The organism is Actinomyces sp. zg-332 (assembly GCF_011751945.2).
Classification (GTDB): Bacteria; Actinomycetota; Actinomycetes; order Actinomycetales; family Actinomycetaceae; genus ZJ293.
Genome location: NZ_CP064951.1, coordinates 874,782 through 891,692 on the forward strand (window position 1 = coordinate 874,782; position 16,911 = coordinate 891,692).

Here is a 16,911-nt window from a genome sequence, read left to right on the forward strand (position 1 = left end):
GACACAAGTAGTAAACAGAATTTTCTTAATATTTTAATATATTTTTTAAGAATCATTTATTTACTGAGTGTATCTATAAAAAGTTAACAATTTCTTATAAAAGTCTTAATAGTTTATTACTAGAAACTCTTCCTTTCACAGGATAAGACATCCCTACCACAGGTTGCAATAGGTCAAAATTTTTCTAAACTCATTATCTCTACAAAGTAATATATGTTTTATAATCGCTAAATTTATAAATTTTACAAATTTTATTTTTATTCATCTTAAATTCATTTAAGAAAAATAATATTGAGTCATCAAGAAAATCAAAGGAATAAAAAATATTCCAAAGACAGGTAAGTATCTAAACAAATAGAGATAACTACCTAAACTAAATAATCCTAATAAAAATCAAATAAAGGGAAAAGAAAATGAAAAAAATTACTAAAAAGCAAAAAGTTGCAATTGGGGCGATTGCTGCTCTAGCAGTACTTGGTATCGGAGGATCAAGCATTGCAATAGCAAATATGGATAACTCTTTTCCAGGAAAGCCTGTTGTCACACAAAACGTAAAAATAAGCATGAAAAAAGCAGAGAGCATAGCTTTGAAAGAAGTAACCAATGGGCAAATAATACAGACAGAGCTTGTACAGAAAAATATTCCAGTGTATGAAATTATAGTAAAACAAGGCAATTTAGAAAAACAAATTGAAATTAACGCAAATACTGGGAAAATAACTGCTAAACGTTCAGGAAGCGCTATTCGGATGAATCACGAAATGGGACACCACCCAGAAAAAGGCATGAGAGGCGGTAAACACCACCATGATCATATGCCTGCACCTGCTCCTAAAAATCAGCTTTCCCCTTCTTCTAGTAGCAAAGAGGAAAATACTCAGAATCAAGGAGACGAGCAGGGAAAAAATAAGACTTCCGATACTGAACAGAATAAAAATCCAGAAAACCGCTAAATATAGTAATTTTGATAGTGTCTCTGGGATAGTAATTACTAAGCTAAGCTTTAAATATGTAGTACGCGCTTATTCATAAAACACGAATTTCTCCTTGTCCTCGTGTATAAAACTATGGCTACTTTTAGTAGCCATAGTTGAATAAGAGATTGAACCTAAAGGATATGACAATGACGAAGCTAACAAAGAAAAAGAAAACAATTATAGGAACAATTGCTGGAATAAGTTTACTAGGATTTAGTGGAACAAACTTAGCTATGGCAACTTCAGGAACAACGCTTCCTCAAGTTATGCAGGAAATAAGCCATTTTTATCACGAAAATAGGGCAGAGCAAACCCCAGTGCCTACATCACAAGAAACAGATAGCGACACTGATATAGTGTAAAGTTGCAAATATAAAACATTTACATAAATGCAACAAAAGTACATAGATAAACTTCAAATAATTGTTGCTTTTATAGCTTGAAAATAATATGAAAAAATATCTTATAGCTGATAAAAATCAACAAAATTATCTAAGACGTCATTATAAAACTGGGAAACACCTTATTCCTCAATATTACTATTCATCGTAAGTCTAGGTTATAAGTGCTTTCCTAAACTATAAACGAATAATATTAAAAGAGTATCAAATCAGTAGGTAAAAATGAGTAAAAAAATCCAGAAAAAGGTTACGTTACCAATAACAGTGATAGTGATAACAATACTGACAGCATTAGTTGGAAAAAAGAAAAACGAAGTGAAAACGTCATTGTATAAAGAATCTAAAAGAAAAAACCTGGTAAAAGATTACGTACTAGCTTACTGAGACTAGTGAGAATTTTCATTCTAAGATTGGTAAAACTATTCATATATAACACTTATTCCCCTAAAGCCTCTAGAGTCGTAGACGTAGAAAGGAAAAATATCGAAAAAACATAGAGCATTAAACTATAAAAAATAAATATTCTTCTCTTATACCCCTAAGTAGGTTCAAACATAAAACACTAATGTTTGAACCTACTTTACTTGAGCATTAAAAATAGACAAATCATATATAATAGTTGATAAGATTTTACTTTGGGACCAAAATGAAAATATTAGTAGTAGAAGACGAAAAAGACTTAAACCGAATAATTGCTAAACTATTACAGAAAAAAGACTACGTTGTAGACAGCGCTTACGATGGTATAGAAGCCTTACACTACATTAAAACATCCTCTTACGATGCAATAATCATGGACGTAATGATGCCCAAACTTGACGGATATAAAACTGTTGACCAAATACGTCTATCTCAAAATAATACACCAATAATAATGCTAACAGCACGTGATAGTTTAAGTGACAAAATCAACGGGTTAAATTTGGGCGCAGACGATTACCTAGTAAAACCTTTTGAATTTGACGAACTACTTGCCCGTCTGAACGCATTAATCCGCAGAAAATATGGCAATGCTACTACTAAATTAACAACACAAGACCTCATAGTAGATACTTCTAACAAAACTGTTATGCGAAATAATGTAGCAATAAATCTAACTGCAAAAGAATATAAAGTATTAGAATACCTATTACAAAACAAAAACCGTATAGTTTCAAGAGAACAAATACGACAAAGCGTGTGGGATTATGACAATGAAGCAGAGTCAAACGTTATAGATGTGCTTATAAAAAATATAAGAAAGAAAATAGATATCAATAATTCTAATACAATAATACATACAAAACGAGGGCTAGGCTATGTCATTAAAGAAACTAACTAATGCATTTATTAACGTGAAAAATGCTAGAAAAATTAAAAATGTAATAGTTAGTTCTTTTAAAAATACTTCCATAATAATGCGTGTTACTCTATGGTACACAGTATTTATGATCATACTCATAGCCGTACTTATAGGAATCTCACTAGAAGTAGCAAAAAACCTTGCTAGGAATAGCCTACATCAAGAAATAGTCCAAGCAGTCACTTCCGTATCTAATAATCCAGAAAAATTCCAAGGCTTTGACAACGGAATTTTCTTCGCAGTATATGATAAGGATAACAATTTACTAGAAGGTACTTTTCCTGCAGACTTTGCTACAAACTTACCGATAAGCAGTAACGAAGTCAGAGAATATAAGCATAGAGGAAAAGACTTCCTGTACTATGATGTTCAGATTGACAATGAGGACAAATGGATACGTGGTATTATCCCAGATTATCATTCTTCCAAAGAGATTTCTTTTTTCTTAATACTCGTCTTAACTATCTCTCCTTTACTAGTACTGTTCACCGTTTACGGAGGGTATAAAATTATTAAGTACGCTTTTATACCTGTTAGTCGAATTTCTGCTACAGCCTTAGAAATAAAAGATCAAAAAGATTTCTCAAAACGAATTCCAACTCAAAATGAAGGTGATGAGTTAAATAAATTAGCTAGTACTTTCAATGAAATGCTCGATTCGTTAGAAAGTTCATTCTTACATGAAAAGCAGTTTAATATTGATGTTTCACACGAACTACGCACACCTGTAACAGTAATTCTATCTGAGAGTGAATATGGATTAAAATATGCTGATAATATTGAAGAGGCAAAAGAATCATTCACATCAATTATGAACCAATCTAAGCGCATGACTACGCTTATTAATCAAATAATGGAACTATCAAAAATTGAAGAAAATGAAAAACTTAATTTCGAAAAAGTAGATTTATCACAAACTTTACAAATGCGATTAAAAGATTATACATATATTTGTGACAAAGAAAATATAACTCTAAAAATCAATGTAGAGAATAGTATTTTCGTAGAAGCAAATCAGTTAATGATAGAAAGATTAATAGATAACTTATTGAGTAATGCCATAAAATTCACTAAAGATGAAATAGCAGTAAGCTTATCTATAACAAATAATCGAGTAAAGTTCGCAGTGCAAGACAACGGTGTGGGACTAGATGAAAATGCACAAAAATTAATTTGGGATAGATTCTATCAAGTAGATAATTCACGTAATAAACAGCAAAATTCTGGCAACGGTCTAGGACTATCGCTTGTGAAAAAAATTGTTGAAATGCATAGTGCTGATATAAAAGTTCAAAGCCAAATAGGTGAAGGGGCTAGTTTCATAGTAAGCTTCCAAAGCTTATAACTGTATATACTCAAAAACTAGTATAAAACTGCCATCTAGCAAAACATATAGGCTTATACCTTATAAAACTGCCGAATAAAGAGCAAAACAAAAATACGTCAAAACGCTAAAATACATCTCAACTATAAATAGTATGTGCTTTGCAAAAAATTCAATAACTAGTTATAAAATATCTTTTAGTTTTTCAATATCTTCTATACGGGTATACCAACTAGTAGCTAAACGTATAATATTCTTTCCATCAGCAGTCTTACCTGAAAAAGTAAACTTTAGCTTTTCAGAAAGCTTTTGTGTTTTATCCTGATCAAGAACTATGAACTGTAAATTGGTTGGAGAGTCAATAAAAAACTCATATCCTTTTGAAATTAATATCTCTTTCATACGCATTGCCATATCTACGGCATGTTTACTTATTTCAAAATACAAATTATCGCTAAATAAAGTGCAAAATTGTACAGACAACAAGCGTCCCTTAGCAACTAAAGCCCCATGCTGCTTAACTATAGTTCTAAAGTTCTTTGGCATATTAGCATTTGTAAATACAACAGCCTCACCACACAAAGCACCTATTTTAGTACCACCGATATAAAATACATCACAGTTAGCAGCAACGGTAGGTAAATCTAAATCACATTCATTACTTGCCAAAGCATAACCAATACGAGCACCGTCAATAAAGAAAATTAAGTCGTGCTTACGACAAACATTAGATAAAGCTTCCAATTCAGCCTTTGAATACACAGTGCCGTATTCAGTAGATAATGAGATATAAACCATACCTGGAGGTACTGTATGTTCATAAGCAGGATTAGCGTAAAAATTAGTTATGTAACTATCAACATCATCAGCAATAAGCTTACCGTTTACTCCAGAAATAGTAATAACTTTATGCCCAGTAAATTCGATTGCACCAGCTTCATGAGTAGCAATATGACCAGTATCAGCAGAAATTACACCTTCAAAAGGTTTAAGCATAGCATCAATAACTAAAGCATTTGTTTGTGTGCCACCTACTAAAAACCAAATATCAGCATTTTGTCTATTACAAGCCGATTTGATTTTATCACTTGCCAATTTCGTATACTCATCAGTAGCATAACCTGATAGAGATAATTCGTTAGTGTCAATCAAAGATTGCAACACTTTAGGATGAGCACCTTCTACATAATCGTTTTCAAAATGTAAATACTTGTCACTACTCATTACCCTATCACATCCAAAACTATCTATTTCGAAGGTAAAAATTCACATATATGACCATGATATACGAATTTTATTATTTTGCCTATAAAGTATTTAAGTTTCGTATTGCTGAAAATATCTTTTATCAAAAACCTTTATATAAATTTATCTTTTCTTACATACAAGCACTCTTGTCGAAACATCATAAATTATTTCGACAGATAAACAAAATTGCCCCAGCAAACAAAGCTAGGGCAATAAAGTATTTTATATATTATAAACCTAGTTCTGGGAACCACAAGCCAAGTTCACGCTTAGCTGATTCAGGTGAGTCAGAACCATGAACAATGTTTTCCATGTTACCAGTTCCCCAGTCACGACCTAGATCACCACGGATAGTTCCAGGAGCAGCAGTTGTAGGGTTAGTTGCACCCATTAGGCTACGCATACCTTCAATAACGCGGTCACCTTCAACAGCAATAGCAACAACTGGACCTGATGACATATAACCAACTAGGCTACCGTAGAATGGTTTTTCACGGTGTTCAGCATAGTGAGCACCTAGAAGCTCTTCAGAAGCAACCAAAACTTTCAAACCAACTAGTTTGTAACCTTTAGCTTCAATACGTCGCAAAACCTCACCAGTCAAACCGCGTTCATAACCATCTGGCTTTACTAGAATAAGTGAATGTTCCTTAGCAACATCAACTAACATTTTAAATTCCTTTCAAATAATTACACAAAAATTTTACATAAAAGGTAAGAATAAATATAGAAGCAACTAACTTATTCAAAGTTTTTAAGGAAAATATAGTAAAACTTCATATATTAGTTTTCGCTAACTTTATAGGAAATAGTTCTCCAAATACCAATTCCAACTATCCACATTCCACTTATATACCAAATTATTAGAGCTGGTAAAGATGATAGAGGGTGAAGATAAACTAAAATTACAGATGTTGCACACCAAATAATTACCATACTTATATTTACTAGGCGTAAAGTTTTAACTCTAAAAGGATGCAAGAATTTAATAGTACTCAAATGCAAAACAGCGAGAATAATCGTAACTATAACATTTGTCCAGCCAGAAGTTTGCATAATGTAGAACACTAAAGCGACAATATTCCAAACAGCTGGAAAACCAACAAAGTAGTAGTCGTTTGATTTCATCTTAGTATTACAGAAACAAAACATAGATGAAATGCAAACAATAATCATAACTACCATACCCCACATCTGTGATGGTACAGGCAATAGTAAATACATAAATAAAGCTGGAACGAATACGTAAGTCAAATAATCGACTATTAAATCTAAAGCTGTTCCATCAAACCAAGGCACAACTTCTTTTACTTTCGCATGACGAGCCATTGAACCATCAACACCGTCAACTATTAAAGCTATAAGTAACCAAAAAAACATCATTTTTACGTCGTGTTTGTAAAGACTTAAAAACGCTAACAATGCCCAAACAACACCACTCATTGTAAAAGCATGTACTGCCCAAGCAACTACTTTATGCTTTAAAGAAAAAGACTTACTATCACTATCCATATCAAATAAACCTTACATTTTCATTGCAAATTTTCGTTTTAAAATGCAAAACTACCACACAAGTATAAAACATTTATAGCAAAACTTGTTGCATTTATCGATTAACATTCATAAATGTGTGGTAGTTTACAAAAATTATTCAGCAAATAATTGTCTAATTGCTCCTGCTAAAACTACAGATCCGAAGCTCAAAACTGCACTATTTGCCATAAATTCACTGTTTTCATCACTAAGTGTTGTAGCAATATCAACGGCATCATGCAAGTTTCGTGCAATGTGAACTCTATCAGCACCAAAAATTCCATCAGCAATTTGTTTTAGCTCATCTATATCCATAGCTCTCTCGCCTGGCATTTGCACTAGCACAAGATGCTCTAGTGCTGCTTCCATTTCAGACAAGATACCATCTACATCTTTGTCTCCCATTGCTGAGAAAATGCCAGTAATACTCGCATCAGGCAAAACCTCCTCAAGAGCTTTTGCTAAAACTCTACTGCCGTCAGGATTATGAGCAGCGTCAACAATTACTATAGGAGAAGTCCTAACAACTTCAAGACGTCCCGGAGAAGAAACTGTATCAAAAGCTACCTTTACATTTGCTCCATCAATTGCTCTACCTCCACAGAATGCTTCAACAGCGCTAAGAGCTAGTACAGCATTCTCACTTTGATATTCACCATGCAAAGGTAAAAATACATCCTCATATACAAATTGTGGAGTCTGTAGTCTTAAAATTTGTCCACCAGGAACTACTACCCTGTCCAAAACGTGCATATCTTGGTTGAAGAAATATGCTACAGCTCCAACTTCTTCAGCCTTAGCTTTTATAACAGCCTTTGCTTCTTCAGGTTGTGTTCCTACAATAACAATCTGTCCAGGCTTTATTATTCCAGCCTTTTGCTCAGCTATCTCTTCAATTGTTGTTCCCAGCCACTGAGTATGGTCTAAAGATATAGGAGTTATGACTGCAACTTTGGAATCTACAACATTTGTAGCATCCCATAAACCGCCCACACCTATTTCCATAATTGCAGCATCTACCGGTGCATATGCGAAATAAGAGTATGCCATAACCACTAAGAGTTCAAAGAAAGACATTCTAGGCCCTTGTTTTTCCAAGGACCTTTTATCTGTCATATCTATATGTGAAACAATATCTTTATAAGCTTCAATGAAAACTTCATCAGAAATAGGTTCACCAGCGACACTAATTCTTTCATTCGGACGATATAAGTGAGGAGAAGTGAAACGCCCTGTTTTAATCCCTAAGGACGAAATCAAGGAGTCGATCATACGTGAAGTAGAAGTTTTACCGTTAGTTCCTGTAACGTGCACCACAGGATAAGATAACTGCGGATCCCCCAAAATAGATAATGCGTATTGGACGCGCTCTAGAGTTGGTTGGATTTTATGTTCAGGAGCTCTTTGCATTATTTCAGCAAAAATTCTCTGTACTTCAAGCGTTAAATCTTTTTTGTTCACTTATCAACCCTCACAATTTCAATATTATTTTTTTCAATGTCAGCAGAAACAATTTCACATTCAACTGTCAAAGTTTCATTGCAAACCATTTCTTTATTATCAAGAACACCTTCGTATTTGTCAGCTGGTACTTGTAGTTTCAACTTTATACGGTCAGATACTTCTAGTCCTATAGCTTTACGAGTGTCTTGAATTTCACGAATTAGATCTCTAGCGTATCCTTCAGCTTCAAGCTGGGCATCTAAAGTTGTATCTAATACAATGAATGTTCCTGAGTTCAAGATAGTTGCAACTTTTCCTTCAGGGGCAGAAACTACACGTGTAAGCTCATACTGATTTGGAGATAGACTGACTTTGCTACCTTCAAATTCAATATTTGAGAATACAATGTTGTCGCCTTGCTTTTCCCACTGGCTCTTATCGTTAGCTGCCTTGAATAGCTGTGCTGTTAGTTTACGCATAGCAGGATCTAGCTCACGTGGTAAAACAGCCAATTCTTCAAGTAACTCAAATCCCGAGTTTTCAGCAAGCTTTAACTCAATTCCCTTAACATTTACTTCTGAAGCAATAAGTTTAGTAAATGGTTCAAGTAGCTGAGGTTGTACTGATACAACTGTTAGGTTACGCAATGGCTGACGTACACGCAACTTATTTTCTTTACGCAAGGAGTGAGTTGAAGATACAACATCACGGACTTCATTCATAGCCTTTACAAGCTCATCATTTTCTACAGCTTCGCTGTATGTAGGATAATCTTGTAGGTGTACTGACTGCCCGTTAGTCAAGCCTCTCCAAACTTCTTCACATAGTAGTGGACACAATGGAGCCATTATTCTACATAAGTTTTCTAGCACTGTGTAAAGAGTGTCAAAGGCTTTCTTATCTTCGTCCCAGAATCTTTGACGTGCTGTACGAACATACCAATTTGAAAGCATATCTAGATAGTCACGGATTAGGTTACAAGCGTTGGAAATATCGTATTGGTCCATGCATCTCTTTACTTCTTCTGATAACTGTTTCAAACAAGCCAAAACATATTTATCCATGACAAATAAAGAGTCAATTTCTGTCTTATCTTCCAAGTTTATAGACTTAGCTAGATAACCTTTTCCTCCATCGCAAGTTTTAGCATACAATGCAAAGAAATACCATGTATTCCACAAAGGTAATAGAACTTGACGTACAGTTTCACGAATACCTTCTTCAGTAACTATCAAGTTACCTCCACGCAAAATTGGTGATGATAACAAGAACCAACGCATAGCATCTGAACCATCACGGTCAAATACCTCATTCACATCTGGATAGTTACGTAAAGACTTAGACATCTTACGACCATCAGATCCAAGCACAATACCGTGTGAGACACAATTTCTAAAAGCAGCCCTATCAAATAGTGCGGTAGCTAGAATGTGTAGCGTGTAGAACCAGCCACGAGTTTGACCAATGTATTCGACAATAAAATCTCCAGGATAGTGGTTGTCAAACCATTCACGGTTTTCAAAAGGATAATGTACCTGTGCATACGGCATAGAACCAGATTCAAACCAACAGTCAAGCACATCTGGAATACGTCTCATCATAGATTTTCCAGTTGGATCATCTGGGTTAGGACGCACTAAAGTATCAATAAATGGTCTGTGTAAATCTTTTACTTCTACTCCGAAGTCCTTCTCCAAATCTGCAATAGAACCATATACATCTACGCGTGGATACTGTGGATCGTCGCTCTTCCAAACAGGAATTGGTGAACCCCAGTAACGGTTACGTGAAATTGACCAGTCACGAGCATTTGCTAACCATTTACCGAACTGTCCGTCTTTAATGTGATCAGGCACCCAGTTTATTGTCTGATTTAGCTCTACCATGCGATCACGGAACTTAGTTACTGCAACGAACCATGATGATACTGCACGATAAATTAGAGGTTGACGGCAACGCCAACAATGTGGGTATGAGTGCTTATATGAAGCTTGTTTTACTAACACTGCTCGTTCATTTTCTGGGCGAGAAGCAATAGGACCAGCAACTTCACGTAAATCATGCAAAATATGTCTATTAGCATCAAAAATTTGCATACCTTCATAGTCTGAAACTTCAGCAGTAAACTTACCAGCTTCATCAACAGGAACTACAGGCAAAATACCCTCAGCATTACAAGCATTCATATCGTCTTCACCAAAAGCAGGTGCTAAGTGAACTAGACCAGTACCACTATCAGTGGTAACAAAGTCACCAGCTATTATATGCCAAGCTTTTTCACCCGGTGCTTCGTTCTTGTCTCGTCCAACAAAGTAATCATAGATTGGATAGTAAGCTTTGCCTACTAGTTCGCTACCTTTGTAGGTATCAATGATTTCTACTTCTTCACCGAGTTCTTTAGTATAAGCACCTAGCAAGTCTTTAGCGATGATTACTTTTTCTCCAGCCAAAACTCCTTCTTGTGGCTGAACAGTTACGTAATCTATTTCTATTCCAACAGCAATTGCTAAGTTTGAAGGCAAAGTCCAAGGTGTTGTTGTCCATATTAGTGCGTAAGAGCCATCTTCTAACTTTAGACCAACTGTGACAGTTTGATCTTGACGATCTTGATATACATCATCGTCCATACGTAGTTCGTGGTTAGAAAGTGGTGTTTGATCGTTCCAGCAATATGGAAGTACTCTGTGTCCTTCGTATGCTAAACCTTTATCATATAAAGTTTTGAAAGCCCAAATGACTGATTCCATGTATTTTACATCAAGGGTCTTATAATCGTTTTCAAAGTCTACCCAACGAGCTTGTCTTGTAACGTATTCTTCCCATTCTTTGGTGTATTTTAAAACTGAAGATCTACATGCATCGTTGAATTTATCAATACCCATTTCTTCAATTTGGCTTTTATCTTCAATACCTAAAATACGTTCTGCCTCTAGTTCAGCTGGTAACCCATGTGTATCCCATCCGAAACGGCGTTCAACACGATGACCTAATTGTGTTTGGTAGCGACCAACTGTATCTTTTGCGTATCCTGTTAGTAAGTGACCATAGTGAGGCAAACCGTTAGCAAATGGAGGACCATCATAGAATACGAATTCATTATTACCTTTTTCACCAGCATCTCTATTTTCAACTGATTTATAAAAAATACGATTTTCTTTCCAATATTTTAAAGTTTTTTCTTCTAATTCAGGTAAAGATGGTGAAGAAACTAATTCATCTCTATGCAAAGGATAAAAGTTATTTGCTTCAGTCATTTCTGTCCATTCGTATATTCTAGGTTTTTGAATAAATACGAGGACGACTTATATGCCGCGGTACCACCCCGCTTGTGTTACGTAAACACCTCTCGTTACAGCTATTTCGGGCTTACCCGTTCGGTTCTAGTAAATATATTTCTATATCGTTCTTCCGAATGCTCCCCTGTGATACCCTTATACAAAGGCAGGATCATAGCCATTGGGAAGTAATTATATCTTAAAAGTATGATAAGTAGTATCTTTTTGAGGTTATTTTACAGATTAGCCAATATATTTTAAAAATTTTCTCTTCCGTAATAAAACAGGTACTGCTGTGCATAACCAGCATACTTACCGAATACTTTATGCACTCTTTTATGTACTTGCTTTTTAGGTAGTTCATGACCTACATATAATTTTTCAAATACTCGTTTACTCCATACATCTACTGGGTAAACCTCTCCTCTTCCATAAGCAAATAAAGCTATACAATCAGCTACCTTTTGTCCTATACCTGATAGTTTCTGTAATTCTTTTACAAGTTCATCAGTGTCTAGGCTTGCCATATTTTCTATATCAATTTGTTTATTATGTATTAGCTTTGCTGTTTGAACTATATATTTATCTCTATACCCGACATTACATTCTGCTCGCATTTTTTCAGGAAGAGCACTAGCTAGGTCTTTTGGCGTTGGAAAAGAATAATAATGCATCCCTGTTTTAGAACACATTTTTTGCCCATATTTTTCACAAATCGAAAACATTATTTTTTGTATACGGGAAATATTATTATTGGCACTTACTATAAAACTAATGATTGTTTCAAATTTTTCTTGACGTAATATTCTTATTCCACTGCCATATTCCATAGCTTTACTAAGTGCATTTCCATGTTGCTTTAGTCGTGATTTTATCTTTGAATAGTCAGTTTCTAAATCAAAGTATTTTTTCCAATAGTTTTCAAATTCATCGTTGTTGCAGTAAAAGTTAACTAAAACTATATTTTTTATATCAAGTGAATTATCTGTCATACTCTCTAAATCTCTTATACTCATATTGGTAAGATTTAAAGCAGTATTAATATTATGAGAAGTGAGTTTTTCTTGTAGTACTTCTACCATTTTGTCACCACTATAGACAATATAATTATTATCGTTTATTTTCTTAAACCTAAAAACTTGTCCACATTCAAGAGTCTGTTTTATATCAAAATCTTTAATAATTACCTTTACCGCATTTACTTCTGGTAACTGTATTTTTTCCATATCCCCTCAAGTATACGTATAAATTTTTATTAAGGTATAAAGCAAATATTCTCATTCACTTTATACAAAGCAAATCTTGTAAGTAACAATAAATACACACAAAGAAAAATTACAAAGGCGATTCTTAATCTTTAGAGTCATTTTTATGAATATTAGTTACACTAGCCACATCAATCAGACTTTCCCTATTCTTTTCATCATAGAGAATAAAAGCAGACTGTTCCTCTTTAGAATAAAATGTAGTCTTTGCTCTACGTCCACAATAAATGTATGCAACTATACCAACTATTACTACTATTAGTGCTGCCCAACCATTAAAACGTATACCTAAGAGCACATACGCTTTGTCAATCCTGATAAATTCTAGAACAAATCTAATGCAACCGTAAAAAATCATGTACAAACAGAATAGTTGTCCTGAGCGTAACTGTTTCTTTTTATCAATAAATAGTAAAACGCTAAAAGCAATAAGGTTTAAAATCTGTTCGTATAAAAATGTAGGATGAAATAACGTACCGTAAGGGTATTCAGATGGAGTATGCGCAGAATCTACTTTTAATCCCCAAGGCAAAGTTGTAGGTAATCCAAATAGCTCTTGATTAAAATAGTTACCTATGCGACCAAAAACTTGAGCTAAAGCTATATATGGAGCTATTGAATCAGCAAAAGGTCCTAAACGTACATTTCTGAAATACTTCAAAAATATATAAGCACTTAATGCACCAAAAGAAACACCACCGATAATAGCTAATCCGCCTTCCCATATACGGAAAATGGAAAAGAAATCCCCATTTGGAGGAAAATATTGGTTCCAATTAGAAATACAGTGATAAAGTCTAGCCCCTATAACGCTAATAGGAACAATCCAGATTGCAGTATCTAATACAGTACCTTTTTCCCCACCTCGTAAATAAAATCGTTTATCTCCAAAGTAAACCGCTAGAGCTATACCGAATAAAATAGCCAAAGCATAAACATGAATAGAAAACGGCCCTATTTCTATTACGGAACTCCAGCTAGGAGGACTAGGTATATAGTACATAAATACCCCAATCATATGAATATTATTTTTCTAAAGCTAGAATATCAACTACGATAGCTATTGAAGCTTTACCGTCTGTGTCTTCGCCAGTTAAATACAATAATACCCTAGAACCAACAGGCTCGTCAGCTAATAGCTGAGCAATAACTTCGTAGCTATGTTTAAAATCTATCTTTCTAGCTACCCCAGTCTCATAAGTTGTATCTACTATTTTACCAGTCTGTAAATCCTTAGCTAAATAGTGCGTAATAGGTGAAGAATTCTTAGATATTTGTTTACCTTCGCCCTTAATTAGGATATAAGCTGCAGATTTTTCAGGACTAAATTTCTGCTCACCAAAACTAGGCTTACCATTTTCAAACTTTACGTCCACTGGAAGGTCTTCCCCAGTTTTCTTATCCTTAGTAAAAGTAGTATTTTCAGGTTTAAAATTCTTAGCTTTTATATCACTATTGGTAAGTACACGTAATGGTAAAACATCTATAATAGAAACTTCACCAGCCAATCTGTCATTCTTAGTAACTGGAAGATAAGTAGCTATACGCTCACCGACACGTGTCTTTAACAAAGATTCATACACATGTGATTCAACAATTTCAGAAGTCAGTTTACCTGAAACAATTTTAGGATTATCACCTGTTAGTTTATCTCCAGTTTTACTATCAAATACAGTAATCGCTAGTAAAACTGGGTCGTTTTCTTTTAATACTTTTCCGTTCGAAGTAATAAGCTTCTCAGTGCAATTATTAGTTGCTAGTATGGGATCTTTTATCTCAATTACAGGAACTGTGCCCAAGTTTCCTGAAACAGTTATATTTTTCTTTAAATGTTGACATAAAACAGCAGTTTCACTGACAGTTTCTTGAGGAATAAAAAATTGTATGGCTATAAATACTGATATGAACAAAGCAAAAAAAGACACTAAAATTTTAGACAAAAAGCTAAATTTTTTCTTTTTCCTAGGTCTAGAATGCTTGTTATACGTCAACTTTTTACCTCACATAAATTATTATTGGTAACGATTATCATACAAAAAATTATTCAAATAAACCACTAATTTAAAGTTTAAAACAAACTTTTATGTATCTAACTTACTAGTTTTATGGTCTAAATCACGGATGACTTTTCTTATTTTTTTATCTGATATTGTTCTTTTATCTATCTGACCATTATCCCAATCTTTAACCTCATCCCATTGAGATCCTTTATTGATACTAGCGTTAGCTGGACGACGAGACAAAGTAAAATCTTCATTTTCTACAGCTAATGTTCTAGCAGTAATAATAAAACCTGTATGCCCTATCATGGAATGCTCTGGACGCACTGCCAAGCCATCTAAATGCCAAGGACGAACAAAAGTTTCAAAAGGATAAATTTTAGTAAACAATCCGCTTTCTTTCATAGCTTCATCAAGTCGTGACATTTGTGATGCTGTTGCAACATAACTAATAAAAGTACCACCTGGACGCAAAGCATAGTGTACAGCTTCTAAGTTTTCCCAAGGGTCAAGCATATCCAAAACTACCCTATCAAAACTGTGTGCAGGTACTTTTTCATACACGCTACTTGCAAAATCACCAACTATTACTTCCCAAGCTTTATGTCTTGCTCCAAACCACAAATCCACATTGGCTTCAGCAATTTTAGCGAACTCCTCACGCCTTTCAAATGAAATAAGCTTCCCGTTTTCACCTATAGCGCTTAGCAAAGATATTGATAGGCCACCTGATCCAACACCAGCTTCTAGAACTTTAGCTCCAGGGAATATATCTCCCATTTGTATAATCATTGCCGCATCTTTAGGGTAAACAATAGTTGCACCTCTTGGCATAGAAAGCACATAGTCACAAAGCTGAGGGCGTAATGCTAAGAAATCTTTACCTTCTATGGAAGTTATTACACTTCCTTCTTCTCTGCCTTCAATTTGGTGATGTTTTATGGTGCCTCGACTACAAGTAAAATGGCCTTTTTCTATGAGCTGAAAAGTGTACATACGCCCTTTATAGTCAGTAAGTTGTACGCGTTCTCCGTATTTAAAAGGACCGTTTCGTCTGGCTTGTCCTAAAGGTAAGGTTTGGCATGTATTAGGAACATTTATTTCGTTTGCATAGTCTTTATCCGTTGAAGTAGTGTTATCACTTTTAGAGGAAATATCTGACACTTTACACCCTTACTTTTTATTACCTTACCTATTAAGTAAAACTTACTTCCCACTAATAACTATTATGAGTTTTAAGAAAGTAAATCAATATTTTCACCTGAGAGAATTATATCAATACGTTCAGGAGTTAAATCTTTAATACTTTTTACCCAAGAAATATTTTCTATATGTTCAAGCTTACCCATAAATGGTATGGCTACTGTTCTACCGCCTGAAGAAGCACCTGCTTTAATACCAGAATTAGAGTCTTCAAGAATAATACACTGAGAAATATCTACTCCCAATTTTTCAGCAGCAATTTCATAAGGCTGTGGATTTGGCTTTGGATACTGTACGTGATCTCCAGCTATATAAAAATTAAAGCCTTTTCCGTCAATTTTTTTTGCTTTTTCAACAAATATTTTAGCAAGTCTTGAATGTGAAGAAGTAACTAGAACTATAGGAATTTCATTTTTATTAGCATAAATTAGTAACTCTTTAGCTCCTGGTCTCCACTCTAAAGACTCACTTAACATTTTGTTTTCAACACACTCAATTATTTCCTCAGTAATTCTATCGGAATCAACATCTATATCTAAGTATTCAACTATTGTTTTGCCTAGTTGTTTGGCTGACGTTCCTATAAGTTTTAAGCTTAATTCTTCAGGCATAACTTTGCCATATCTACTTACCACTTCAGCTTCTGATTTGACCCAAAACTTTTCACTGTCAACCATAGTTCCATCCATGTCTACTAGAAAAGCTTGCGGATTCTTATAACTCATTTATTTATCCTAATTATTATTGCTATTTACTTATGTTGTAACGAGTAGTATTTGAACTACTAATATACCATTTTCAAGCTTATAGGTTATATATCTATGCAACAGATAAATATAAACAATAGACGTATAAATGGAGAATATGTCTTATATTCCTTTTGTTTTCAGTCAGATAAAC

At 34.3% G+C, this 16,911-nt stretch carries 14 protein-coding genes; 4 read left to right on the forward strand and 10 right to left on the reverse strand.

Annotation, left to right across the window (positions count from 1 at the left end):
* The first annotated feature begins 413 nt into the window (after nt 1-413).
* The 4 genes from HCQ94_RS03560 (at nt 414) to HCQ94_RS03575 (ending at nt 4,065) form a co-directional block, all read left to right on the forward strand.
* Nucleotides 414-953, forward strand: a complete 540-nt coding sequence (locus HCQ94_RS03560) for a PepSY domain-containing protein (protein ID WP_166981951.1) — start codon at nt 414-416, stop codon at nt 951-953.
* Between the two features lie 170 nt (nt 954-1,123).
* The gene (locus HCQ94_RS03565; RefSeq protein ID WP_166981954.1) at nt 1,124-1,339 is read left to right on the forward strand and encodes a hypothetical protein; all 216 of its coding nucleotides are present in this window, start codon (nt 1,124-1,126) and stop codon (nt 1,337-1,339) included.
* A gap of 685 nt (nt 1,340-2,024) precedes the next feature.
* Nucleotides 2,025-2,699: a response regulator transcription factor gene (locus HCQ94_RS03570; RefSeq protein ID WP_166977705.1), complete on the forward strand. Its 675-nt coding sequence runs from the start codon at nt 2,025-2,027 to the stop codon at nt 2,697-2,699.
* Nucleotides 2,677-4,065, forward strand: coding sequence for a HAMP domain-containing sensor histidine kinase (locus tag HCQ94_RS03575; RefSeq protein WP_166981957.1), 1,389 nt, complete (start codon nt 2,677-2,679; stop codon nt 4,063-4,065). The genes HCQ94_RS03570 and HCQ94_RS03575 overlap by 23 nt, the downstream gene beginning before the upstream one ends.
* A gap of 162 nt (nt 4,066-4,227) precedes the next feature.
* Here the strand turns inward: HCQ94_RS03575 and HCQ94_RS03580 are convergent, their stop codons facing one another.
* The 10 genes from HCQ94_RS03580 to HCQ94_RS03625 all read right to left on the reverse strand — a co-directional run bounded on the left by HCQ94_RS03580 (nt 4,228) and on the right by HCQ94_RS03625 (nt 16,736).
* On the reverse strand, nt 4,228-5,268 hold the full coding sequence (locus HCQ94_RS03580; protein WP_166981960.1) for a threonine aldolase family protein: 1,041 nt from the start codon (nt 5,266-5,268) through the stop codon (nt 4,228-4,230).
* A 253-nt stretch (nt 5,269-5,521) separates the two neighbouring features.
* On the reverse strand, nt 5,522-5,962 hold the full coding sequence (ndk, locus tag HCQ94_RS03585; RefSeq protein WP_166977711.1) for a nucleoside-diphosphate kinase: 441 nt from the start codon (nt 5,960-5,962) through the stop codon (nt 5,522-5,524).
* Between the two features lie 113 nt (nt 5,963-6,075).
* On the reverse strand, nt 6,076-6,804 hold the full coding sequence (locus HCQ94_RS03590) for a CDP-alcohol phosphatidyltransferase family protein (RefSeq protein WP_166981963.1): 729 nt from the start codon (nt 6,802-6,804) through the stop codon (nt 6,076-6,078).
* Nucleotides 6,805-6,939: 135 nt separating this feature from the next.
* Nucleotides 6,940-8,286 (reverse strand): bifunctional folylpolyglutamate synthase/dihydrofolate synthase, encoded by a 1,347-nt coding sequence (locus HCQ94_RS03595; RefSeq protein WP_166981966.1) that lies wholly within the window; start codon nt 8,284-8,286, stop codon nt 6,940-6,942.
* Nucleotides 8,283-11,522, reverse strand: a complete 3,240-nt coding sequence (gene ileS, locus HCQ94_RS03600; protein WP_166981969.1) for an isoleucine--tRNA ligase — start codon at nt 11,520-11,522, stop codon at nt 8,283-8,285. The genes HCQ94_RS03595 and ileS overlap by 4 nt, the downstream gene beginning before the upstream one ends.
* A 278-nt stretch (nt 11,523-11,800) precedes the next feature.
* Nucleotides 11,801-12,769 carry a DNA glycosylase gene (locus HCQ94_RS03605; RefSeq protein ID WP_166981972.1) on the reverse strand — a complete coding sequence of 323 codons (969 nt, stop codon included), beginning with the start codon at nt 12,767-12,769 and terminating at the stop codon, nt 11,801-11,803.
* A 124-nt stretch (nt 12,770-12,893) separates the two neighbouring features.
* Nucleotides 12,894-13,811 carry a prolipoprotein diacylglyceryl transferase gene (gene lgt / locus HCQ94_RS03610; RefSeq protein WP_166981975.1) on the reverse strand — a complete coding sequence of 306 codons (918 nt, stop codon included), beginning with the start codon at nt 13,809-13,811 and terminating at the stop codon, nt 12,894-12,896.
* A 22-nt stretch (nt 13,812-13,833) separates the two neighbouring features.
* Nucleotides 13,834-14,733 carry a hypothetical protein gene (locus HCQ94_RS03615; RefSeq protein WP_196373597.1) on the reverse strand — a complete coding sequence of 300 codons (900 nt, stop codon included), beginning with the start codon at nt 14,731-14,733 and terminating at the stop codon, nt 13,834-13,836.
* Nucleotides 14,734-14,889: 156 nt separating this feature from the next.
* Entirely contained in the window at nt 14,890-15,972 is a 1,083-nt protein-coding gene (locus tag HCQ94_RS03620; RefSeq protein ID WP_232525702.1) for a tRNA (adenine-N1)-methyltransferase, read from the reverse strand.
* 71 nt (nt 15,973-16,043) lie between these two features.
* Nucleotides 16,044-16,736 carry an HAD family hydrolase gene (locus HCQ94_RS03625; protein ID WP_166981980.1) on the reverse strand — a complete coding sequence of 231 codons (693 nt, stop codon included), beginning with the start codon at nt 16,734-16,736 and terminating at the stop codon, nt 16,044-16,046.
* Between the last annotated feature and the right edge of the window lie 175 nt (nt 16,737-16,911).